Annotated in this window: 20 protein-coding genes and 1 pseudogene; 19 read left to right on the top strand and 2 right to left on the bottom strand. The window is 61.0% G+C overall.

What is annotated here, in order from left to right; genetic code table 11:
• Together cydX and GDN47_RS28515 are read left to right on the top strand one after the other, a co-directional pair.
• A partial coding sequence (cydX, locus tag GDN47_RS28520; RefSeq protein ID WP_152094737.1) for a cytochrome bd-I oxidase subunit CydX occupies nt 1-97 on the top strand: 97 nt, incomplete at its 5' end.
• A 332-nt stretch (nt 98-429) separates the two neighbouring features.
• Complete coding sequence (locus GDN47_RS28515; protein WP_113351086.1) at nt 430-1833, top strand: aminotransferase-like domain-containing protein; 1404 nt, start codon at nt 430-432, stop codon at nt 1831-1833.
• On the opposite strand, the pseudogene GDN47_RS32850 reads toward GDN47_RS28515, so the two are convergent.
• Nucleotides 1830-2611, bottom strand: a pseudogene (locus GDN47_RS32850) (IS5 family transposase). The gene GDN47_RS28515 and the pseudogene GDN47_RS32850 sit on opposite strands and share 4 nt — an antisense overlap.
• A gap of 271 nt (nt 2612-2882) precedes the next feature.
• Here GDN47_RS32850 and GDN47_RS28505 point away from each other — a divergent pair.
• The 17 genes from GDN47_RS28505 (at nt 2883) to GDN47_RS28435 (ending at nt 19504) form a co-directional block, all read left to right on the top strand.
• Nucleotides 2883-3287: a DUF983 domain-containing protein gene (locus tag GDN47_RS28505; RefSeq protein WP_113332745.1), complete on the top strand. Its 405-nt coding sequence runs from the start codon at nt 2883-2885 to the stop codon at nt 3285-3287.
• A 262-nt stretch (nt 3288-3549) separates the two neighbouring features.
• Nucleotides 3550-4260 carry a FadR/GntR family transcriptional regulator gene (locus tag GDN47_RS28500; RefSeq protein ID WP_113332744.1) on the top strand — a complete coding sequence of 237 codons (711 nt, stop codon included), beginning with the start codon at nt 3550-3552 and terminating at the stop codon, nt 4258-4260.
• Between the two features lie 28 nt (nt 4261-4288).
• Nucleotides 4289-5881, top strand: coding sequence for an ABC transporter substrate-binding protein (locus GDN47_RS28495; protein ID WP_152094736.1), 1593 nt, complete (start codon nt 4289-4291; stop codon nt 5879-5881).
• Nucleotides 5882-5938: 57 nt separating this feature from the next.
• Nucleotides 5939-6898 (top strand): ABC transporter permease, encoded by a 960-nt coding sequence (locus GDN47_RS32165; RefSeq protein ID WP_173002593.1) that lies wholly within the window; start codon nt 5939-5941, stop codon nt 6896-6898.
• A 3-nt stretch (nt 6899-6901) separates the two neighbouring features.
• Nucleotides 6902-7777 carry an ABC transporter permease gene (locus tag GDN47_RS32160; RefSeq protein ID WP_113332742.1) on the top strand — a complete coding sequence of 292 codons (876 nt, stop codon included), beginning with the start codon at nt 6902-6904 and terminating at the stop codon, nt 7775-7777.
• Nucleotides 7778-7797: 20 nt separating this feature from the next.
• Nucleotides 7798-8712, top strand: a complete 915-nt coding sequence (locus GDN47_RS28485; protein WP_152094735.1) for a dihydrodipicolinate synthase family protein — start codon at nt 7798-7800, stop codon at nt 8710-8712.
• 2 nt (nt 8713-8714) lie between these two features.
• On the top strand, nt 8715-9734 hold the full coding sequence (locus GDN47_RS28480) for an ABC transporter ATP-binding protein (protein WP_173002592.1): 1020 nt from the start codon (nt 8715-8717) through the stop codon (nt 9732-9734).
• Nucleotides 9735-10688, top strand: coding sequence for an ABC transporter ATP-binding protein (locus GDN47_RS28475; protein WP_152094734.1), 954 nt, complete (start codon nt 9735-9737; stop codon nt 10686-10688).
• 227 nt (nt 10689-10915) lie between these two features.
• Complete coding sequence (locus GDN47_RS28470) at nt 10916-11800, top strand: AraC family transcriptional regulator (protein WP_152094733.1); 885 nt, start codon at nt 10916-10918, stop codon at nt 11798-11800.
• A gap of 204 nt (nt 11801-12004) precedes the next feature.
• Complete coding sequence (locus GDN47_RS28465; RefSeq protein WP_152094732.1) at nt 12005-13087, top strand: ABC transporter substrate-binding protein; 1083 nt, start codon at nt 12005-12007, stop codon at nt 13085-13087.
• An 84-nt stretch (nt 13088-13171) separates the two neighbouring features.
• The gene (locus GDN47_RS28460) at nt 13172-13993 is read left to right on the top strand and encodes an ATP-binding cassette domain-containing protein (RefSeq protein ID WP_112724449.1); all 822 of its coding nucleotides are present in this window, start codon (nt 13172-13174) and stop codon (nt 13991-13993) included.
• Entirely contained in the window at nt 13990-15240 is a 1251-nt protein-coding gene (locus tag GDN47_RS28455; RefSeq protein WP_113332737.1) for a sugar ABC transporter permease, read from the top strand. The genes GDN47_RS28460 and GDN47_RS28455 overlap by 4 nt, the downstream gene beginning before the upstream one ends.
• Nucleotides 15241-15265: 25 nt before the next feature.
• Nucleotides 15266-15994 carry an SDR family oxidoreductase gene (locus GDN47_RS28450; protein WP_152094731.1) on the top strand — a complete coding sequence of 243 codons (729 nt, stop codon included), beginning with the start codon at nt 15266-15268 and terminating at the stop codon, nt 15992-15994.
• Nucleotides 15994-17625, top strand: a complete 1632-nt coding sequence (locus tag GDN47_RS28445) for an FGGY-family carbohydrate kinase (protein ID WP_152094730.1) — start codon at nt 15994-15996, stop codon at nt 17623-17625. Before GDN47_RS28450 ends, GDN47_RS28445 begins: the two co-directional genes overlap by 1 nt.
• A 134-nt stretch (nt 17626-17759) precedes the next feature.
• Entirely contained in the window at nt 17760-18161 is a 402-nt protein-coding gene (locus tag GDN47_RS28440) for a (R)-mandelonitrile lyase (protein ID WP_152094738.1), read from the top strand.
• Between the two features lie 185 nt (nt 18162-18346).
• Complete coding sequence (locus GDN47_RS32635) at nt 18347-18469, top strand: hypothetical protein (protein WP_267904843.1); 123 nt, start codon at nt 18347-18349, stop codon at nt 18467-18469.
• Nucleotides 18470-18583: 114 nt separating this feature from the next.
• Nucleotides 18584-19504 (top strand): alpha/beta hydrolase, encoded by a 921-nt coding sequence (locus tag GDN47_RS28435; RefSeq protein ID WP_152094729.1) that lies wholly within the window; start codon nt 18584-18586, stop codon nt 19502-19504.
• Between the two features lies 1 nt (nt 19505).
• On the opposite strand, the gene GDN47_RS28430 is transcribed toward GDN47_RS28435, so the two are convergent.
• Nucleotides 19506-21509 (bottom strand): CocE/NonD family hydrolase, encoded by a 2004-nt coding sequence (locus GDN47_RS28430; protein ID WP_152094728.1) that lies wholly within the window; start codon nt 21507-21509, stop codon nt 19506-19508.
• Nucleotide 21510: the final 1 nt, after the last annotated feature.

Here is a 21510-nt window from a genome sequence, read left to right as displayed (position 1 = left end):
TCCTCTGGCCGCAGCATTCGCTGTCCTCAACGCCATGTGGTACGAACTGGTGGATGATCAAGCGAAAGCGAAAGCCGCGCTCACTCAGGAAAAATGAGCGAGCGTCCCATCCTTGATGGAACTTTGCCATATGATCGGCACGCCGGACCAAAACCGGCGTGCCGCGCTCGCAAGAGCGAATGGCGATAACCGGGATATAGGTTCCTGGGTTTATGGCTGCCGAGTTGGTCAAACAGCTTTGTCATGCCGTCAATTACGGGAGTATCGGCTGGTTCAAGGCATTCATGGCTCGAAAATATTGGGATATTTGGTTTTCTTAGAGATGAAAAATGCGGTAGATAGCTCCACATAGCGGGAATTGTATGCAATGATATGCCATCAATGCCGGCCGGAGTTTCAGCTCAGGTCTGGTCTCGTGCGGAGCATGAAATGAAAGACTGGCATCCCGATCTCAGCCGCTCCTCCAGCCCCCGCTACATTGCCATAGCCGACTTGATCGAGATGGATTTGCGCAGCGGCGTTCTTGCCGCCGGGGACAGGTTGCCGCCGCAACGCGCGCTTGCCAAGCGTCTCAGCATCGATTTTACGACCGTTGCGCGCGGCTATGTCGAGGCGCAGAAGCGTGGGCTTGTGGATTCCCATGTCGGACGCGGGACGTTCGTGACTGGCAGGCAGGAGAGGGAGCGCCGAAGTTTTGCTCTCGACGCCGCTTCCGATCCGCGTCGTGCCTCCGCGATCGATTTTTCGATGAATCTCCCGCCGGAACCGAGCGATCCGGATCTTCTGGCCCGCATGCAGGAGGGCATGTCGGCCGTAGCGGTCGATCTTATTCCCTTGCTGCGGTATCAGGGATTTGGCGGCCTGGCTGTGGACAAGGAGGCCGCCGCAATCTGGCTCAGCCGCCGGGGCCTCACCCCGACACAGGAGCGCATCTTCATAACACCCGGCGCGCACCCGGCCTTGCTGGCGATCTTTGGCCTCTTGGCCAAGCCAGGCGAAACCGTTCTCTCGGAAAATATTACCTATCCCGGCATGCGTTCGATTGCGGCGCAGCTCCGGCTCAATCTCTCGGGCCTGGCGATGGATGAGGAAGGTGTCTTGCCGGAAGCTTTTGAAGACAGCTGCGAGCGCCTGCGACCGAAGGCGCTTTACCTCAACCCGACACTGCAAAATCCGACGACGCTGACGATTCCGCAGGCGCGGCGCGAAGCGATTGCCGCAATTGCCCGCAAATATCGTGTGCCGATCATCGAGGACGATGCCTATGGCTTCATTCCGCTGGATGCGCCAGCGCCAATGGCTGCAATCGCCCCGGATCTGACCTGGCATATCGGTGGATTGGCAAAGTGCATCGGTGCGGGGTTGCGTTTGGCCTTCGTCGTGGCGCCGGATACCCGGTCGATATGGCCCTTCGTGAGTGCGATGCGAAGCAACAATGTCATGGCGTCGCCGCTCAACATGGCGCTTGCGACGCGCTGGATCGAAGATGGCACTGCCGATGGTATTCTGCGTTTCATTCGTACGGAGGCCGCCGCTCGCCAGGAGATGGTCGCTGACACATTGCCATCAGGCAGCTATCGGGCTGACCCCATCAGCTTTAACATCTGGCTGCCGCTGGGTAACGGCTGGACGCGTGCCACCTTCGGCAGCCATATGCGCAATGCAGGTATCGGCGTTGTCGCAAGCGACGCATTCACGGTAGACGGCGTGGCACCTGAGGCCGTGCGCGTTTGTCTCGGTGGCCCAATAGGCCGCGAGGCCTTGAAGGGTGCCTTGAGTTTCATGGCGCATGCGCTACAGGGACCGCCGGAATTGGCCGCCTCCTTCTTCTAGGCCATGTTGACAAAGTGAGGTAGCCATATCTTCGCCGCTGCAATCGCCAGGAATGCGGCGAATGACGTTTTGGTCTTGTCGTAGCGGGTTGCGATCCTGCGGAACTGCTTGATGCGATTGAACATCCGCTCGATGCGGTTTCGATCCTTGTAAGCGTGATAATCACAAGCAGGTGGATTCTTGCGGCCTGCTCGCGGCGGAATAATCGGACGTGTGCCGTGAAATAGAAGCTCCTGACGGATGCTGTCGGCATCATAGCCCTTGTCCGCGAGGAGACGACGAGGCCTATTCACCGGCATCGCCAGAAGATCGGGAACGGCGAGATAATCTGAGGTCTCTCCGCCGGTCAGGACGAAGCCGAGAGGGCGTCCTTGACCGTCTGCTCTGGCGTGGATTTTTGTCGTAAAGCCGCCGCGTGATCGACCAAAAGCCTCCTTATGAGTCCCCCTTTAGCGCCCGCTGCCTGCGAGTGGCCGCGAACTGTGGTGCTATCCAGCATGTGCTGCCAATCATCTGTGAGGCCAAGTTCTACAAGCGTTTCCAGGAGCGCGTCCCATACGCCTTGTTCAGCCCAGCGACGAAACCGCACGTAGACAGAATTCCACTTTCCGTATCGCTCATGCATGTCACGCCACGGGCAGCCGACCCGAAGCACGTGCAACATACCGTTTATGAACTGGCGGTTATCATGCGAAGGACGGGACTTCCGACCGCGCTCAGCAGGAAGAAGCGGCTCCACGATCCGCCATTCCGCATCCGTAAGGTCACCTCGTGCCATCACTGCCTCCTAAAAAGACAGCCTTGAATCAGAACTCAGCTGATTTGAGAAGGCACTTTGTCAACATGACCTAGTCTTCTGGCGCAACATCGCTATTGATGGGAGCGGCGCAGGCTCCTTACCGAGCCTATTCTCTTCATTTGCCGAAATTGCCACTGCGTCATTCTGCCGAATGGACGTATAGAATGCATTCATTATATTTAGAATGAATGCATGCAATCTGATTATTGATTGCCTTCCCTTGGAAGATTGATTCAGGAGTGATGCTGTCATGGATGCCGATTATCCCCCACTGAGCCCGCTGCAGACCGGCCTTCGTTGTCGTTGCCCGCGTTGCGGGCAAGGGCGCTTGTTCGATGGATTCTTGACCCTTCGCAAGCAGTGCGAAGCGTGTGGTCTCGACTATTCCTTCGCAGATCCCGCCGATGGGCCGGCTTTCTTTGTCATCTGCTTTGCATGCATCCCAAGCGTCCTTCTCGGTGTCTGGCTGGAGGTGGCGTTCTCGGCGCCAGTGTGGGTGCAGTTTCTGGTGACTGGCCCCTTCATGCTGGCGACCTGCATTCCGCCATTGCGACCGTTGAAGGGATGGCTGATTGCGAGTCAGTACTTCTACAAGGCCGAGGAAGGCAAGCTTGTTCGTCTGCCGCAGGCGGACGGGCCTCACGCAACAAGTTGAGGCCTGCTGTCGCTAGAGAACCAGAGCAAAGTTTGCCACGGATGGCTACGAGGCGATCAGAAGAGGATCGCCAAACCGACGTCCTCGGACTGACTTTCTCGGCGTGGCATGGCGCGACCCTTTTCGTCGCCTGCGTTTCCGAAGCCTCCGGATATCAAATTGGACGACGATGGATGTTGCTTGATTTCAATTTTCCTGTCCACTTGACGGATATCCTACAAGTCAATAAGTTGCACGCCATGTCCCGAGGAGCTTGGGTGTCATGGTGGGAAAAGTCATTCAGCCTTTGACGCGCGCACCCTTGCTGCATGTCTCCGTGCAGGAGAGTTTGCGCAGCTATATTGCCGATAACGGTCTCGAGGCGGGCACGATGCTGCCGGCGGAGGGCGAGCTCGCGGCGCAATTGGGTGTCAGCCGCAATTCTCTGCGCGAAGGCATCAAGGCGCTGGAATCTCTCGGTGTACTGGAGACGCGCCGCGGCATCGGCATATTCGTCAAGGCATTCTCCTTCGCGCCGCTGCTCGACAATCTCGCCTACGGGCTCGGCGATGCGCTGCGGCACATGGAGGAGGTGCTGGAAATTCGCCGCACGCTCGAGGTGGGCCTGATCGGCAAGACGCTCGACATGATCGGGCCGCAGGATCTGGCGGAACTGCGTGCCACGACCGACCGTATGCGCGCTCACGCCGAACGCGGCGAACCTTTTGCCGAAGATGATCAGCTCTTTCATCGCCTGCTTTTTCGCTGCCAAGGCAACGAGACCTTCGTTCGGCTGATCGATGTCTTCTGGCTCGCCTTCTACAAGGCGTCCCGCTTCTTCGATCTGGACGATGTCGATCCCATGGCCACCTGGCGTGACCATGAGGCAATCGTCGATGCGCTGGAATCCAGAAATCTCAAGGAGGTGCGCATGCGCCTCGACCGCCATTACGAGGGAATTTCGCAGGTGATCGCCAACAACAAGAAGAAGTAGCGATCGCAACCACGGGAGGAGGATCATCATGAGGAAAGCTTTTCATCTGCCGGCAATCGCGTTGGCAGCTTTGCTATCGGCCACTGCGGTGCCCGTCTTGGGTGGCCTAGCAGCACCTGCCGCCGCCGCTACCATGTCCGGGGGCTTCGATGTCGGCCCAGGCGGCTTCCAGGGCAACTTCAATCCGCTGGCGGCAACCGCCGGTCTCACCTGGCTCAGCACCTACTTTGAGCCGCTGGTCAGCTACGATGAAAAGCTGCAGAAGATCGTCGGTGTGCTTGCGTCCTCCTATGAGGTGAGCCCGGATCAGTTGACCTATACGTTCAAGCTTGCCGATGCCACGTGGCATGACGGCAAGCCTTTTACGGCCAAGGACGCCAAATTCACCGTCGATCTTGCGGCCAATGCCAAGACCGGCTCGATCTTTGCCGCCCGTTTTAAACTCCTGTCATCCGTCGAGACGCCGGACGACCATACGCTTGTCATCAAGCTTTCCGCGCCTTCCGCGAGCCTGCTTGATACGCTGGCCAAGATCATGGTGCTGCCTGAGCATGCGCTTGCCGCCGTGCCCGTCGATCAGCTTGCGAAGAGCACTTGGTGGTCGACCTCGCCGATTGGGACGGGGCCGTTCAAGTTCGTCAAATATGTGCAGGATCAATATGTCGAGCTGACAGCTAATCCCGACTATCGCGGCGGCAAACCCGTTCTCGATCGGCTGATCAACCGCTATTTCGCCAATCCGGCTGCAGCGATCTCGGCGCTGCGGGCAGGCGAGATCCAGTTCACCTATGTCGATTCTAACGATGTACCGACCTTCAAGGACGACAAGTCCTTCAAGATCATCGAGGGCGATTCCTTCGTCGTCAATTATCTTGGTTTCAACCAGGATTCGCCACTGTGGAAGGATCTTCGCGTCCGGCAGGCCGTCATGTACGCCATCAATCGCGATGCGATCATCAAAAGCCTCTATGGCGGAGCGGCAAAGCCCGCCAATTGCGCTTATGTCGCCAATCAGTTGGTTCCGGACGGCATCGAAGCCTATCCCTACGATCCGGCCAAAGCCAAACAATTGCTCGACGAGGCCGGCTGGGACAAGATCAACGGCAGCAAGCCGATCACCTTGCTGACCTATTATAACACGCCGCTTGCGACGAACGTATTGGCGGCCGTGCAGGCCATGCTGGCGCAGGTCGGCATCAATGTCGTGCCGCGCGCCGTCGACGCGCCGACGTATAATGGAATCGTGCTGAACCCCAATGCCGACGTATCGCAATTCCAGCTCGTCTATGCCGGCCTTCAGAACGGACCCGATCCAAGCAACATCAACACCGGGCTCAACGAAAAGCAGATCCCGCCGGCGGGCGCCAATGTGGTGCGCGCACGCATGCCCGATCTGAGCAAGGCGCTCGATGCGGCGATTGCCGAAACGAACGCCGGCAAGCGTGATCAGCGCTACCAGGATGTCTGCAAGGTCATGAACAAGGATCTACCCTGGGCGACCATGTGGGTGGCGAACCGCTATGGCGTCGTTTCGTCCAAGGTGAAGGATTTCATCTGGACACCGGCGCCCGGCGGCGGGCCATACATCGCGCATCCGGAAGCGTGGAAGCTCTCAAACTAGGTTTTGAGCCGGCTGCAGGCTCTGCGGCCGGCGCCTTCCTCGAAACGCAGGTTCGATATGCTGCACTATGGTCTCAGGCGTCTTATAATCGGCATCGGCATGCTCGTCGCCTTGAGCATACTGGTCTTTGTGTTGCTGCGGTTGACGCCGGGCGATCCGATCGATGCCTATATCGACCCGAGCACGCCTCTATCTCCCGCTGCTATGGCCGATTTGCGTGAGCGCCTCGGGCTGGATCGGCCGCTGCCGCTGCAATATGTCGGCTGGCTGCTGCAGGCGCTGCAAGGCAATCTCGGCTATTCTGTTAAGCGGCTGGATCAGCCTGTTCTGACGCTGGTTCTGTCTCGCATCGGTCCGACGGTGGTGCTGATGGGCTCGGCCCTGATCATGGCGATCGTCGCCGGCATTGCGGCAGGCGTCATCGGTGCCGTCAGGCGCAATTCGGTCACGGATATCTCGCTCTCCGTGCTGGCGCTTGCCGGCATATCGAGCCCTGCCTTTCTGAGCGCGCTTCTTGGTCTTTATATCTTTGCGGTGCGTCTCGGCTGGCTGCCCTCGGGCGGCATGCTGACGCCCGGCGAGGACTTTTCCATCGGCGACCTGCTTTGGCATCTTATCCTGCCGGCTTCGCTTCTGGCGATCGCGCAAGCCGCGCTCATCATGCGCTATATGCGCGCTTCGCTGCTGGAGGTCCTCAATCAGGATTATGTGCGCACCGCGCGGGCCAAGGGCGTGTTCGAATTCTGGGTTATCGTCAAGCACGCTCTGCGCAATGCGCTCCTGCCTGTCGTAACCGTCATCGGCTCGACCATAGGTCTTGCCATCGGCGGTGCGATCTTCGTCGAAAGTGTCTTCAACTGGCCGGGCATGGGCCTGCTTCTCGTCGATGCGGTCACGTCGCGCGATTATCCCGTCATCATGGGGGCGACGCTCGTCATCGGCGCCTGCGTCATCATCGTCAACCTGCTGACCGATCTCGCCTACGCAGTGATCGATCCCCGCATCAAGGTGGGCTGAGCGATGCTGGCGCGAACCGAACGACCAAGCCATGGGCCACTTGCCCGAGCATTCGATCGCTTCCGGCTGAACGGGGCGGCCCTTTTCGGCGTCTGCGTTGCCGTACCGCTGCTGCTGCTGATCGTCACCTATCCGCTATGGTGGCGATTCCAGCCCAACGACATCGATCTCCTGGCCATGAACGCGCCGCCCAGTGCGACGCACTGGTTTGGAACGGACGGCGTCGGGCGCGATGTCTTTGCCAGAGTGCTCGAAGGCGGCCGTATATCGCTGATGGTCGCGGCAGGTTCCACCGTCATTTCGGCCATCATCGGTTTTCTGTTCGGCTTCGTGTCTGCCTTTGCCGGCCGCTGGGCGGATGCGCTCAGCATGCGCTTCGTCGATCTGGTCATGACCTTGCCGCCGGTGATCTTCCTGCTGGTGCTGGCCTCCATCACCGGCACGGGCATCTTGCCGACGATAGCAGTCATATCGCTGCTCTCCTGGCCGCTGCTGGCCCGTATGGTGCGTTCCAGGCTGCTGGAACTGCGCGAACGCGATTTCGTCACTGCTGCGCGCGGCATGGGGGCAGGGCTGCCGCACCTGCTGCTGCGCCACGGCATGCCGAACTGCATCGATATTCTGGTGGTCTACGCCACGACGCAGGTTGCCAATGCGATCCTCTTGGAGGCCGGGCTTTCCTTTCTCGGGCTCGGCATTGCACCACCCGCGGCGAGCTGGGGCAATATGCTGAATGCGGCCCGCTCCACAGCCGTTCTCGAACAATATCCGTGGCAATGGCTGTTTCCCGGCGCAGCTCTGGTGCTTGCCGTCCTTGCCATCAATTTCATCGGCGACGGGCTGAGGGATGCCTTCGATCCGCGCGCCGAGCTTCATTGAACCCAGGAAAGAAAGAGACAATGAGTAAATTCAAGGGCGTGGTGCCTCCCGTTGTAACGCCGCTGAACGACGATTTCACGGTGGATTACGCATCCTATACAAGGGTGCTGGAGCATCTGATCGATGGCGGCTGCCACGGCGTCTTCGTGCTGGGCTCCACCAGCGAAGTCGTCTTCCACGACGAAAAGACACGGCGCGAGATCATCGAGCATTCCGCCAAGGTCGTGAACGGGCGGGTGCCGCTGCTGGTCGGTGTCATCGACCCCACGACAGACCGCGTAATCGCGCATTCGAAAATCGCCAAGGCGGCCGGCGCCGACGCCGTCGTCGTCACCGCTCCGTTCTATACGGTGACCAGCCAGTCAGAGATCTTGGACCATTTCCGCTATATTCGGGATGCCGTCGATGTACCGCTCGTCGCCTATGACATCCCGGTCTGCGTGCATGTGAAGCTGCAGCGCCAGACCGTGGTGACGCTCGCCAAGGAAGGGACCGTCATCGGGCTAAAGGATTCCAGCGGCGACGACGGCAATTTCCGCTATGCGCTGCTCGATCTTGCCGATCACGAGGATATCTTCCTGATGACGGGCTCCGAAATCGTCGTCGACAATGCGCTTCTGATGGGCGCGCATGGCGTGGTGCCCGGTATCGCCAATGTCGATCCGCATGGCTACGTGCGGCTATGGGATGCTGCGCAACGCGGCGACTGGGCTGCGGCGCGGCGCGAGCAGGAAAGGCTTTGCCGCCTGTTCGAGATCGTCTGGGTCGCGCAGGGCCGCGTCAGCGGCGGTGCGGCCGGCATCGGGGCCTTCAAGGCAGCGATGAAAAGCCTCGGCATCATCGATACCGCTATCATGCCCCGCCCGCGCGCGGCGCTGAATGCGGAGGAAACGGCCAGGATCGATGCGATCCTGAAGAATACGGGGCTGCTGTAGGTATGATAGCGCCGGCTGCCCAACCCGTTCTCGATATCAGGGGGCTCAGGACCGTCTTCCGTACCCGCGGCGGCGAGTTGACCGCTGTCAGAGATATCGACCTGACCATCGATGCCGGCGAGACGCTGGCGCTGGTGGGTGAGTCCGGTTCGGGCAAGTCGGTGACGAGTCTCTCGGTGATGCGGCTTCTGACGCGCAATGTCGGGAAGATCGCAGCTGGCAGCATCCGGTTGCGGGACAGGCAAGGCATCGTTAGCGATCTCGCCACGCTGGATAATCGGCGTATGCGTGAGGTCCGCGGCGGCGATATCGGCATGATATTTCAGGAGCCGATGTCGAGCCTTAATCCGGTCCTGACCATCGGTGATCAGATTGCCGAGCCGATCCGCATTCATCGGCGGGCAGATCGTGCTACCGCGATGCGTGAGGCGATCGCGCTGTTGGAAAGCGTCGGAATTCCCGATGCGCAACGCCGCGTCAGGCAATATCCGCATGAACTATCCGGCGGCATGCGGCAGCGCGCGACCATTGCCATGGCGCTTGCCTGCGATCCGGTGCTGCTGATCGCTGACGAGCCGACGACGGCGCTCGACGTCACGATACAGGCGCAGATCCTCGATCTCCTCCAGCGGCTGCAGCGGGAGCGCGGAATGGCAATCCTGTTCGTCACGCATAATCTCGGTGTCGTGGCGGAGATCGCCGATCGCGTCGCCGTCATGTATGCCGGCCGGATTGTCGAGGAAGGGCCGACGGAAACAGTGTTCCGCAATCCGAGGCATCCCTATACTCGCGGCCTTTTGGCCTCCATGCCGCGGCTCGGCGAGGCGACACGGATGCGGCAGGCAGGCGAGCCGCTATACGCTATTCCCGGTGTGGTACCCAGCCTGACGCGCATGCCATCCGGCTGCGCCTTCGCGCCGCGTTGTGCCCACGCGATCCAGGCTTGCGGCGCGGCGGTGCCGCCTCTCGATGCTGTCGATGCAAGCCATGCGAGCGGCTGCATCCGCTGGCGGGAGATTTAGATGACCGAAGCGCTCGTCTCCGTTCGCGATCTTGCCAAGGACTATGTGTCCCGCGGCGCAAGGATTTCCATCCTTCGTGATATCTCCTTCGATATCGGAAAAGGCGAAGTGGTGGGGCTCGTGGGAGAGTCCGGCAGCGGCAAGACGACGATCGGCAGGTCTATCCTGCGATTGATCGAGCCATCGGCCGGCAGCGTGCGCTTCGACGGCACGGAAATGACCAGGCTCGACGCCGGCGATCTGAGGCGCATGCGACCGCGCATGCAGTATATTTTTCAGGATCCCTTCGCCAGCCTGTCGCCGCGCATGACCATCGGCGAGATCCTGTACGAGGGGCTGAAGATCCAGCGTATCGGCAGCCGTATCGATCGGCTGGATCGGGCACGCGCGGCGCTCGAACAGGTGGATTTGCCGGCGGACGCGATCAATCGCTATGCCCATGAATTCTCAGGCGGCCAGCGCCAGCGGATCGGCATTGCGCGCGCGCTTGCGCTCGGGCCGGAATTTCTGGTCGCCGACGAACCCGTCTCGGCACTGGATGTCTCCATTCAGGCGCAGGTCATCAACCTGCTGCGCGGCCTACAGCAGCGCCTCGCGCTTACCATGCTGTTCATCTCTCATGATCTTGCCGTTGTCGAATATCTCTGTGATCGCGTCATTGTGCTTTATCTCGGGCGGATCATGGAGATTGCTGCAAGCGCTGATCTGTATGCCCGGCCACGCCACCCCTATACGCGCGCGCTGCTCTCGGCCATTCCCTCACCGGACCCGGACAGTAGGCGCGACCGGCAAATCCTGAAGGGCGATATTCCAAGCCCGGCAAATCCGCCGAGTGGCTGCGTCTTCCGCACGCGCTGTCCCTTCGCGCTCGAGGCCTGCGCGACGACGGTTCCGCAATTGCGGGAGATTGCGCCGGGGCAGTTCAAGGCCTGTATTCGCGACGATCTCGATTGATCCCGCTTTCGGGCTGATACGGGTCTCGCGACGCGGCTGGCTATGTCGCACTGCACATTTGACCAAACAGGCCACCTTTGATGTCAAAAAAGTATCGGTTGGACGTACAAGGCGTAGTAGCGGCAAGCGGCTATGAGGGGTAGGGTTACCACATAAAAGATGCGATGGCCTCTGGGAGGAGGCGCCGTAACCGTAACGAATGCGGACGGACGAAAGGAGGTTTGCCGATGAATCCCGATTTGGAAGTGGTCGCAATCGGCAGCGGAGAATCCTTCAAAGCGTGGGAGCACGGCTATCCCTACCGCACGGTGCGTTGGCATTTCCATCCCGAATACGAAATCCATCATGTCGTCGCGACAACGGGTCAATATTTTATCGGCGACTTTATCGGCGAGTTCGAGCCCGGCAATCTAGTGCTGACAGGACCGAACCTCCCGCATAATTGGGTGAGCGACGTGCCTGCCGGTGTCACCCTGCCGCTGCGCTGCCGCGTCCTGCAATTTTCCGAATCCTTCTTTGCCGATGCGAGTAAGGTCTTCCCCGAACTATCGGCTTGCGCCGGCATATTGGAGACGAGCCGCCGCGGTGCGCTCTTCACGCCCGAGACTGCGACAATCGTGGGCCCGATCCTTGGCGAACTGGTCGAGGCATCAGGTATCCGCCGCATCGAACTCTTCATGAATATTCTCGATGCGATGAGCCGTGCCGAGGGCACGCGTACGCTCGCCAGCGCCGGCTATCAGCCGGACCCATCCGGCTTCATGTCGGCGGGCGTCAATCAGGCGCTGGCTTACATCAATGCGCATCTGACCGAGCCATTCAGCGAATGCGATCTGGCCGAATTGACCGGTCAGAGCCCGAGCGCCTTTTCGCGCAGCTTCCGCCGCCATACCGGTATGGCGCTGGTTCAGTATGTCAATCGGCTGCGCATCAACTTTGCCTGCCATCTGCTCATGAGCAAGGCCGAGATGACGATCACCGACATCTGCTTTGCGGCAGGCTTCAACAATATCTCGAACTTCAATCGGCGTTTTCTGGATCAGAAGGGCATGGCGCCCTCCCGGTTCAGGTCGCTCTTGGCACAGCACGCACGCGCGGTGGAGGCCGCCTAACACAAGGGAGGACAGGGAGGAGAGACAAAATTCAGGGCAAGCGAACGGGCAGGCGCCTTTGCCGTCCGAAGGAGAAAGCTTGTCCGAAATTGCCGCCGCGTCGGTCACATGACCGCTCTCGGCGAACCACCAAACAAGAGCATCGCGTGCGGACAGCCGTGATGATCGAGGGAAACTATTACCATTTGGAACGGAGAAATTCCAATGAACCATTTCGCACTGAAAATCGCAGGCGCTGCGCTTGCGGTCGGTCTTCTGGCCGGCACTTCCGCCTTCGCGCAATCGACCAAAGTGACGGACGCGACCGTCGCCTTTCTGATGCCTGACCAGAGCTCGACACGCTATGAGGAGCACGATTTCCCCGGCTTCCAGGCGGAGATGAAGAAGCTCTGCGCCGGCTGCAAGGTCATCTATCAGAACGCCAATGGCGATGCCTCGCGTCAGCAGCAGCAGTTCAATTCGGCGATCTCGCAGGGCGCAAAAGCCATCGTGCTCGACCCGGTAGACTCGACGGCCGCCGCCTCATTGGTGAAGCTCGCGCAGAGCCAGGGCGTGCGTGTCATTGCCTATGACCGTCCGATCCCGTCGGCTGCTGCCGACTATTATGTCTCCTTCAACAATGAAGAGATCGGCAAAATGATCGCCAAGTCGCTGGTCGATCATCTGAAGGCGAAGGGCGTGAAGGCTGGCGATGGCGGCCTTCTTGAGATCAACGGCTCGCCGACGGATGCTGCCGCCGGCCTCATCAAGAAGGGCATTCATGCCGGTCTCGCCGACGGCGGCTATCCGGTGCTCGCCGAATTTGACACGCCGGAATGGGCGCCGCCGAAGGCGCAGCAATGGGCAAGCGGTCAGATCACGCGCTTCGGCAAGAAGATCCTCGGCGTCGTCGCCGCCAATGACGGCACGGGTGGCGCAGCTGTCGCCGCCTTCAAGGCTGCCGGCTACGATCCGGTACCGCCGGTAACGGGCAACGACGCGACCATCGCCGGCCTGCAGCTCATCATTTCCGGCGATCAATATAATACGATCTCCAAGCCGAGCGAGATCGTTGCCGCAGCTGCCGCCAATGTTGCGATCGAGCTGCTCTCCGGCGAGACGCCGAAGGCCGACACGAAGCTCTTCGACACGCCGACCAAGCTCTTCACGCCGGCCCTGGTCACGCAAGAAAATCTGAAGGCCGAGATCATCGACAAGACGGTCAACGGCAAGCCGATCCAGACGCCGGAACAGCTCTGCAACGACCGTTATGCCGATGGCTGCAAGAAGCTCGGTATCGGCAGCTAAGGCTGCGCCTCCCAGTCTCCGGCCGCTTCGCCGGCCGGAGGCAAACGCATCCGATAGCATTTCAACCCGAGAAGGTGGCGAGTCATGAGTGACGCTTCCGATCATAGAGCCCCGTCCGGCGAGCTTGTGCTCAGCCTCAAAGGGATCTCCAAACACTTCGGCGCCGTCTCGGCACTGACGGATATCAACCTCGATGTGCATGCCGGTGAAGTCGTGGCGCTTGTCGGCGACAACGGTGCCGGCAAATCGACGCTCGTCAAGGTTCTGGCCGGCGTCCATCAGCCGAGTTCAGGCACGATTACATTCCGCGGCAAGCAGGTGACGCTCAGCGACCCCGCAACGGCACTTGATCTCGGTATCGCCACGGTCTTTCAGGATCTCGCCCTTTGCGAAAACCTCGATGTCGTCGCCAACATCTTTCTCGGCCGGGAGCTGAGCCCGATGAAGCTCGACGAAACCGCAATGGAGGTTCGCGCCTGGACGCTGCTGAATGAGCTCGCGGCGCGCATCCCGAGCGTGCGCATCCCCATCGCATCGCTTTCGGGCGGCCAGCGGCAGACGGTGGCGATCGCCCGTTCACTGCTGCTCGAGCCGAAGCTCATCATGCTCGACGAGCCTACCGCAGCGCTCGGCGTCGCACAAACCGCCGAAGTGCTGAACCTCATCGAGCGCGTCCGCGACAAGGGGCTCGGCGTCATCATGATCAGCCACAATATGGAGGATGTGCGCGCCGTCGCCGACCGTATCGTCGTGCTACGCCTCGGCCGCAACAACGGCATCTTCTATCCAGATGCCTCGAACCAGGAACTCGTCAGCGCCATCACCGGAGCCACGGAAAACGCCGTGTCGCGACGCGCAGGGCGGCGTCAGGCCCAGCAGGAATTGAGAGAAGGGGGCCAGCCATGAGCCAGGACAGCAAGCAATCGACCATGCTGCTCGATCGCAGTGACGTCCGCGTTAACCATGATACCGGGCTTGGCGCGACTATTCGCTCCTCCATCGACAAGGTGCGCTCCGGCGACTTGGGCTCGTTGCCCGTCGTCGTCGGCCTCGTCATAATCTGGACGGTGTTCGGCACGCTGAACCCGACCTTCCTTTCCAGCAACAACCTCGCCAACCTGCTGTTCGACGCCTCGACCGTCGGCATCATTTCGCTGGGCATCGTCTGCGTACTGATGGTCGGCGAGATCGACCTTTCGGTCGGCTCGATCAGCGGCTTCGCCTCGGCCATGGTCGGCATGCTCTGGGTCAATGAGGGTTGGCCGGTGGCGTTGGCGATCCTGGCGGCGCTGGTCGTCGGCGGTGTGATTGGCGTGATCTATGCCGTGCTGTTCAACCGCTTGGGCATGCCGAGCTTCGTTGCCACATTGGCAGGTCTTCTCGCCGTGCTCGGCATGCAGCTCTATCTGCTTGGCGCCACCGGCTCGATCAATCTGCCCTATGGCTCGGCGATCGTAAATTTCGGCCAGCTCCTCGTCATTCCTCGACCGCTTGCGTATCTCTTCGCGCTTATTCCGGGTGTGGTTCTGCTGGCGACCGGCTTGGGCACTGTGCGGCGACGCAGGCAGGCGAACCTCTCCGCGCCCTCCGTCGGCGGCCTGCTGGCGAAGGCGGCTGTCATCACCGTGGCCCTAGAGTTCGTCGCCTTCTACCTCAATCAGGATCGTGGCGTTCCCTGGATGTTTGCCTTGTTCGTGGTGCTTGTTATCGTCATGGACTACGCGTTGACGCGCACGCAATGGGGCCGGTCGATGTCCGCCGTCGGCGGCAATCGCGAGGCAGCGCGCCGCGCCGGTATCAACGTACGCAGGATCTATACCAGCGCCTTCGTGCTTTGCGCCATGTTTGCGGCGCTTGGCGGCGTGCTAGCGGCGGCACGTCTCGCCTCGGCCAGCCAGCAGGCGGGTACAGGCGACGTCAATCTGAATGCGATTGCGGCGGCCGTCATCGGCGGCACCAGCCTCTTCGGCGGCCGCGGCAGCGCCTATTCGGCCCTGCTCGGCATCATCGTCATCCAGTCGATCGCCAGCGGCCTCACCATGCTCGATCTGTCGTCGGCGCTTCGCTACATGATCACAGGCGCAGTTCTTGCCATTGCCGTCATCGTCGACTCGCTCGCCCGTCGTTCCCGCGCCTCGCATGGGCGCGGCTGATTTCTTCAAGAAGGTAAGGATTGTTATGAGACAGGATTTTGCCGGCAAGGTCGCCGCCATCACCGGGGCTGCCTCTGGAATTGGCCTGGAATGCGCCAAATCGCTATTGAACGAGGGCGCCAGCGTCGCCCTCGTCGACCGGGCCGAAGACAGCCTGAAAAGCCTTTGTGCAGAACTGGGGCCGAACGCCTTTCCCGTCGTCGTCGATCTTCTGAACCCCGAGAGCGTAGCGGCGATGATGCCGCAGATTCTTGGCAAGTTCGGTAAGCTTGATATCTTCCATGCCAATGCCGGCGCCTATATCGGCGGCGAGGTGGCGGAAGGCGATCCCGATTCCTGGGACCGGATGCTGGATCTGAATATCAACGCGGCGTTCCGGTCCGTCCGAATGGTGCTGCCCCACATGATCGAGCGCAAGACCGGCGATATCATCATGACCAGCTCGATCGCCGGTCTGGTGCCGGTGGTGTGGGAGCCGATCTATACGGCATCCAAGCATGCCGTTCAGGCCTTCACGCATACGGTTCGTCGTCAGGTCGCCAAGCACGGTATCCGCGTCGGTGCCGTGGCGCCGGGGCCGGTGGTAACGGCGCTGATCAGCGATTGGCCACAGGCAAAGCTTGACGAAGCGATTGCCGCGGGCGGCCTCATGGAGGCGACGGAAGTGGCGGAAGCGGTGCTCTTCATGCTATCGAGGCCGCGGAACATCGTAATCCGGGATCTGGTGATCCTGCCTTTGAGTACGGATCTCTGATGACGGCACCTTATTTCATCGGCATCGATGTCGGCACCGGCAGCGCCCGGGCCGGGGTTTTCGATGCGCATGGCCATCTGCTCGCCGCCGCCAAGCGGCCGATTACCATCTGGCACGAGGCCGGCAGCATCGTCGAGCAGTCGAGCGAGCAGATATGGAGAGCCGTCTGCGACAGCGTCAAAGAGGCTGTTGCAACGGCAAAGATAGCGGCCGGTGACGTTTCGGGCATCGGCTTCGATGCAACCTGTTCACTGGTCGCCGTCAAGGCGGATGGCCAACCCGTGGCTGTCGGACCATCGGGCTATGCCAATCGCAATATCATCGTCTGGATGGATCATCGTGCGGCCGGCGAGGCGGCGGAGATCAATTCCGGCAATCATGCCGTGCTGCGCTATGTCGGCGGCCGGATCTCGCCCGAGATGGAGACGCCGAAGCTCCTGTGGCTGAAGCGAAACCTACCGCAATCCTTCGCGGCAACGGATCATTTCTTCGATCTTGCCGACTATCTGACCTGGCGCGCGACCGGCTCGCTGCAGAGATCCGTGTGCACGGTGACATGCAAATGGACCTATCTCGCCCACGAGAAGCGCTGGGATGCGCAATATTTCAAGGATATCGGCCTTGGTGAGTTGGCCGACGAAGGCTTTGTGCGGATCGGCACCGAGATCGTCGAGCCGGGTACGGCACTCGGTGGCGGCTTGAACGACGCTGCCGCCGGCGATCTTGGCCTCATCGTTGGTACGCCGGTCGGCGCGTCGCTGATCGATGCCCATGCGGGCGGCGTCGGGACGCTCGGCGGGCAGGGAGCGGACGGCAAAGCCAATGTCCGGCACAGGCTCGCCTATATCTTCGGCACCTCCGCCTGTTCGATGGCGTCGAGTGATGACGCTGTCTTCGTCGATGGCGTTTGGGGACCTTATTATTCTGCCATGGTGCCTGGCCTCTGGTTGACCGAAGGCGGGCAATCTGCGGCAGGGGCGGCGATCGATCATCTCGTTACCATGCATCCGGCAAGTGGTGAGGCGCGTGCCAGGGCCGAAGCGGAAGACTTGTCGCTCGTCGCCTGGCTTGACCGGCAGGCCATGAAGGCGGTCAAGAATGCGTCCGACGCCGTGAAGCTCGCGCTGTCCATTCAAGTCGTGCCGGAATTCCTCGGCAATCGTTCGCCCTATGCCGATCCCAACGCTCGCGCCGTCATCTCCGGCCTCGGGCTGGAAACCGGTATCGATGATCTTGTCGCGCTCTATGTCGCCGGCCTTTGCGGCATCGGCTATGGCCTCAAGCAGCTGCTCGAAAAGCTGGCTCAGGACGGCATTGCCTGCGATCTCATCATCGCCAGCGGCGGGGCTGCCCAGAGCGGATTGGTACGTCAGCTTTTGGCGGATACGACCGGCAGGCCGGTCGCTGTCGCCGATACGGAGGAACCCGTTTTGCTCGGTGCGGCCATGCTCGGCGCCACGGCCGGCGGCCATTGCGGCTCGCTTGTGGGAGCCATGGCTGCCATGTCACGGCTGGCGAAGAGGTTCGAGCCGGCGGATGGTACCATCAGGGCGTTGCATGAACGGCGTTACGAAGCTTTCGCGCTGCTGCAATCGGCAGATCGCAGCATCCGCACCTTGATGGCGTCGTAAGTCTGGCGGGAACGACATTTATCGCTCCAATTCATAAGTCTATACGACGATGGCCCTCTACCGCTTTGTCAATTGCAGGCTAGATTGCCCTCATGCAGCGGAGCCGTCACGGTTCATCGCAGGAAAGGATGGTCATCATGGATATCACGAGGAACGGTGCGCAGCCCTCCGGCAAAGGCCCTTCGGACTGGTTCACCGGTACAGTCCGGATCGACCCGGTCTTTGTGGCTAATGACGCGCGGCGCGCCGCAGCGAGCAGCGTCACGTTTGAACCTAGTGCGAGGACGGCATGGCATACCCACCCGCGCGGCCAGACCTTGATTGTCACCGCTGGCCTGGGTCTCGTTCAGCGCGAAGGCGGCCCGGTCGAGGAGATCCGCCCCGGCGACGTCGTCTGGTTCGAACCGAATGAGAAGCACTGGCACGGTGCTTCGCCGACGACAGCCATGACCCATATCGCCATCCAGGAACACCTTGACGGCAAGGTGGTGGACTGGCTGGAGCATGTGACGGACGAGCAATATCACGCAAGGTGAAGATGCCGACCCCGCGGCCGGCCAGCACCGAGCGGATCGCTCGCAGGCAATCAACTCTTGCCATAAGTCAGCCTCACGAGGTCAATATAGATGGAACCCTGCCGCTTCCACGGCACGTCCTAACGATCGAATGCCTCGCGACGCAACTGACCTCGCGATGGCAGCAGCACGGATGGGGAAATATCATGCTTCGGCTTGTGATTGGCGCGGCTCTTGCGCTTGCAGCGCTCACCTGGTCCAACGCGCAATGTATGCAGATGCCGACGGGTTTTCCCCTACTGTCGGGCAGCGTATTTGCCGCCGATTGAACTCGGCGTAATCAGGCAGATGTCGCCATAGCGGCGGTGCTGGCCGTCGGCAGATAAGTGTTCAGTTGCATTGCCGCGTACTGTCGATGCACTGGCACGAATCGAGGATATCCGATGACCTCTGTTGAGCGTCCCATGCCGAGCGAAGCCGGCATCCTGCAGTTCATGGAGATCTGTGAGTCCTTCTATCCGCCGGATGCGGTAACGGCCTCCATTGCACAGCAGCGCCAATGGTATGACGCGCTTTGCGCTCGTTTCGATCGCCCTTTACCGGAGGGCATGCAGACCGCGGATGATCTTGTATCCGGAACGATTCCCGTCAGGCGTTACAAGCCCGCCAATATCCGTACGACAACGAAGCTTCTCTATCTCCATGGTGGCGGCTTCGTTGTCGGTTCGCTCGAGAGCCATCATGCGATCTGCGCCGAGATTGCCGATCATGCCGGCGCGGAACTGGTCTCGGTCGATTACCGGCTGGCGCCGGAATATCGCTGGCCCGCCCAGACGGATGATTGTTTCAACGTCCTCAAGCAGCTGCTCGCCGAGAAGAAGCCGGTCGTGCTGATCGGCGACAGCGCCGGCGGTAATCTGGCGGCAGGGCTGGCGGTGCGGGCGCAAGCGGAGGGGCTTTCGGGAGTTGTCGGCCAGATTCTGATCTATCCCGCGCTCGGCGGCGATCTCGTCTCCGGCTCCTATGAGGAGATGGCCGAGGCGCCGGGCCTGACGACGGCCGATGTCGCCTATTACCGCACCGTTCTGCAGGCGCCAGAAGGCGATCCGGTCGCAGAACCGCTTGCCTTAGCCACCATGGCCGGCCTTCCTCCCGCGTTCATCACCGTCGCTCATTATGATCCGCTGCGCGACGATGGGCGCAATTATGCGGCTCGGCTCGCGCAGGCAGGGATCGAGGTCTGGTTCCGTGAGGAGCCGCAGATGGTGCATGCCTGGCTGCGGGCACGGCATATGAGCGAAGGTGCGCGGGCCGGCTTTGCCGCCATCTGCGCAGCGGCAAGCCGGTTTGCAGGGTCGCGCTGAACTACATCAGGTCGCGGGCGATACGTTTCTCCTCGAAGGTCTTCCGGAAGATTTCGGTCTCGCCCTCATAGGCGACGACCGAGGCGCTGATTACCCAGTCCTTTGCCGTGCAGGATAGGGACGATGTCGCCACTGTGCGGACGAACCAGCCGGGGCGGCTCATGTCGCAGGTCCATGTCGAGATGCCTGTCATCGATAGCGGATCGTCCGGCGCGATCGACCAGACCTCTTCGCGCAGCTGCCGCGTGGAAAGTCCGGTGCCGGGATGTTCGGAGAGGCCGGTATCCTCATGAATTTCATAGCGGGTGACGCCGGCTGAGAGATCACGAACCACCTGCCGCTTCGTCGAGCCTGGTGCGTGTTCGATATATTTCGGCAACGGATCGGGATTGTCGGGCTGCTTGATGTCGATGATCTCATGCGCACCGAGCTTGGGCAAAGCAAGGCCGATGGAGGCGATGTCGATCGTCAGGCCCGGATCTTCCGGTGGCGGCAGCACCATCGGCCAATAGGCTGTCGACAGCGACAAGCGGATGCGGTGCCCTTTGCGGAAACGATAGCCGCAGGCATCGAGCGTCACTGTCACTCTGACCTGCTGACCCTTAATCAGCGGCTCCGGCGCGGCATTGCCGTTGCGATGGGCGAGGTTGAGCACGCCGAAGGAAACGCGCGTTGCCGTGCCGTCCGGATGGATATCGACGAGCCTTGCGCAGAGATTGGCGGTTTCGGCGTCGCATCTGAGCGTCAAGGTGACGACGGGGCGGCCGAGATAGTCGTGATCCTCGATCAGCGGCGCGGTTTGGAAGGTCAGCGAGCCGGCATCGTCGACGCGTTGATCGATCGCCATTTCCGCATCCGGCTTCAGGGTGAACCATTCGCCCGAGGCCGTACCCGTGTCGAGCGGCGAGCGCAGATAGACGGGATGTTCCGGTGCGTGCGGGATTGGCATGCCTTCCATCAGTGTGCCGAATTGCTCGACATAGAAGCACTGCATCTCGGGCTGCTGCCATTCTTGCTTCGCGATCCAGAAGCCGGGGTCGAAATCGCGGCGTTTGGCGGGCTTTATGGCATCGAGAATATAGGCGCGCACCGATGGCATGGCCTCGGCGCCGTTGCGTTCATCGCGCAGCCAACGGTTCCACCACGCAATCGCTTCTCCATGAAAATCGACCCGCGGCTTCGGCCAGGCGAAATGCGGATATTTGTGAACCCATGGGCCAATCAGCGCCTTCGCCTTGTCCCCGAGCCCTTCGACCGCCAGCAGCGGCGTGTTGCGATAACCGTCAGCCCAGCCGGCGATGACGATGGCGGGGATATCGAAGCCTGCAAAATCTTCGCAGATCGAGCCATGCCGCCAGAAATCGTCACGACGCTGGTGCTGGAGCCATTCTTCCATGAAGAAGGGTTCCTGTTCCAGGCGCTCCAGCCACATATCGCGCCAGTCGTCGCCAACGATGGCCGGGTCGGGTGAGCGCGATTGATAGCCGAGCATGGTCGCCGCCCAGGAGAGTTGGGCGGAGAGATGGCAGCCGTTCTTGTAGTGGATATCGTCGTTATATCGATCGACCGTGGAGGCGATCGAAATGACAGCCTTCAGCGCCGGGGGCTTCAGGGCTGCGACCTGCAGGCAGTTGAAACCGCCCCAGGAAATGCCCATCATGCCGACCGAGCCGTTCGACCAGGGCTGCGCTGCGATCCAGGCAATCAGCTCGCAGGCGTTCGCAAGCTCGAGCTCTGTATATTCGCCATCGATGACGCCGCTGGATTCGCCGGAGCCTCTGATATCGACACGCACGCCGGCAATCCCGGCTGCGGCAAAGATCGGGTAGGTAGATTCATCACGCGGGCTTGTTCCGTCGCGCTTGCGGTAGGGCAGGAACTCGAAAACGGCAGGCACGGGATCGCTCTCCGCCCCTTCCGGCATCCATATGCGCGCGGCAAGCCGCGTTCCGTCCTTCAGGGTGATCCATTGATTTTCGATGGTGGTGAAGCTGCGCTCGGCCATG

It is taken from the genome of Martinezella dioscoreae (genome assembly GCF_009176305.1).
GTDB classification, from domain to species: Bacteria; Pseudomonadota; Alphaproteobacteria; order Rhizobiales; family Rhizobiaceae; genus Rhizobium; species Rhizobium dioscoreae.
This window is presented reverse-complemented; position numbering and strand designations above follow the sequence as displayed.

What these genes read in the sequence shown, in the direction of transcription:
- GDN47_RS28515 (WP_113351086.1), top strand. Translation starts at nt 430, where the DNA reads ATGAAAGACTGGCATCCCGATCTCAGCCGCTCCTCCAGCCCCCGCTAC.
- GDN47_RS28505 (WP_113332745.1), top strand. Translation starts at nt 2,883, where the DNA reads ATGGATGCCGATTATCCCCCACTGAGCCCGCTGCAGACCGGCCTTCGT.
- GDN47_RS28500 (WP_113332744.1), top strand. Translation starts at nt 3,550, where the DNA reads ATGGTGGGAAAAGTCATTCAGCCTTTGACGCGCGCACCCTTGCTGCAT.
- GDN47_RS28495 (WP_152094736.1), top strand. Translation starts at nt 4,289, where the DNA reads ATGAGGAAAGCTTTTCATCTGCCGGCAATCGCGTTGGCAGCTTTGCTA.
- GDN47_RS32165 (WP_173002593.1), top strand. Translation starts at nt 5,939, where the DNA reads ATGCTGCACTATGGTCTCAGGCGTCTTATAATCGGCATCGGCATGCTC.
- GDN47_RS32160 (WP_113332742.1), top strand. Translation starts at nt 6,902, where the DNA reads ATGCTGGCGCGAACCGAACGACCAAGCCATGGGCCACTTGCCCGAGCA.
- GDN47_RS28485 (WP_152094735.1), top strand. Translation starts at nt 7,798, where the DNA reads ATGAGTAAATTCAAGGGCGTGGTGCCTCCCGTTGTAACGCCGCTGAAC.
- GDN47_RS28480 (WP_173002592.1), top strand. Translation starts at nt 8,715, where the DNA reads ATGATAGCGCCGGCTGCCCAACCCGTTCTCGATATCAGGGGGCTCAGG.
- GDN47_RS28475 (WP_152094734.1), top strand. Translation starts at nt 9,735, where the DNA reads ATGACCGAAGCGCTCGTCTCCGTTCGCGATCTTGCCAAGGACTATGTG.
- GDN47_RS28470 (WP_152094733.1), top strand. Translation starts at nt 10,916, where the DNA reads ATGAATCCCGATTTGGAAGTGGTCGCAATCGGCAGCGGAGAATCCTTC.
- GDN47_RS28465 (WP_152094732.1), top strand. Translation starts at nt 12,005, where the DNA reads ATGAACCATTTCGCACTGAAAATCGCAGGCGCTGCGCTTGCGGTCGGT.
- GDN47_RS28460 (WP_112724449.1), top strand. Translation starts at nt 13,172, where the DNA reads ATGAGTGACGCTTCCGATCATAGAGCCCCGTCCGGCGAGCTTGTGCTC.
- GDN47_RS28455 (WP_113332737.1), top strand. Translation starts at nt 13,990, where the DNA reads ATGAGCCAGGACAGCAAGCAATCGACCATGCTGCTCGATCGCAGTGAC.
- GDN47_RS28450 (WP_152094731.1), top strand. Translation starts at nt 15,266, where the DNA reads ATGAGACAGGATTTTGCCGGCAAGGTCGCCGCCATCACCGGGGCTGCC.
- GDN47_RS28445 (WP_152094730.1), top strand. Translation starts at nt 15,994, where the DNA reads ATGACGGCACCTTATTTCATCGGCATCGATGTCGGCACCGGCAGCGCC.
- GDN47_RS32635 (WP_267904843.1), top strand. Translation starts at nt 18,347, where the DNA reads ATGCTTCGGCTTGTGATTGGCGCGGCTCTTGCGCTTGCAGCGCTCACC.
- GDN47_RS28435 (WP_152094729.1), top strand. Translation starts at nt 18,584, where the DNA reads ATGACCTCTGTTGAGCGTCCCATGCCGAGCGAAGCCGGCATCCTGCAG.
- GDN47_RS28430 (WP_152094728.1), bottom strand. Translation starts at nt 21,509, where the DNA reads ATGGCCGAGCGCAGCTTCACCACCATCGAAAATCAATGGATCACCCTG.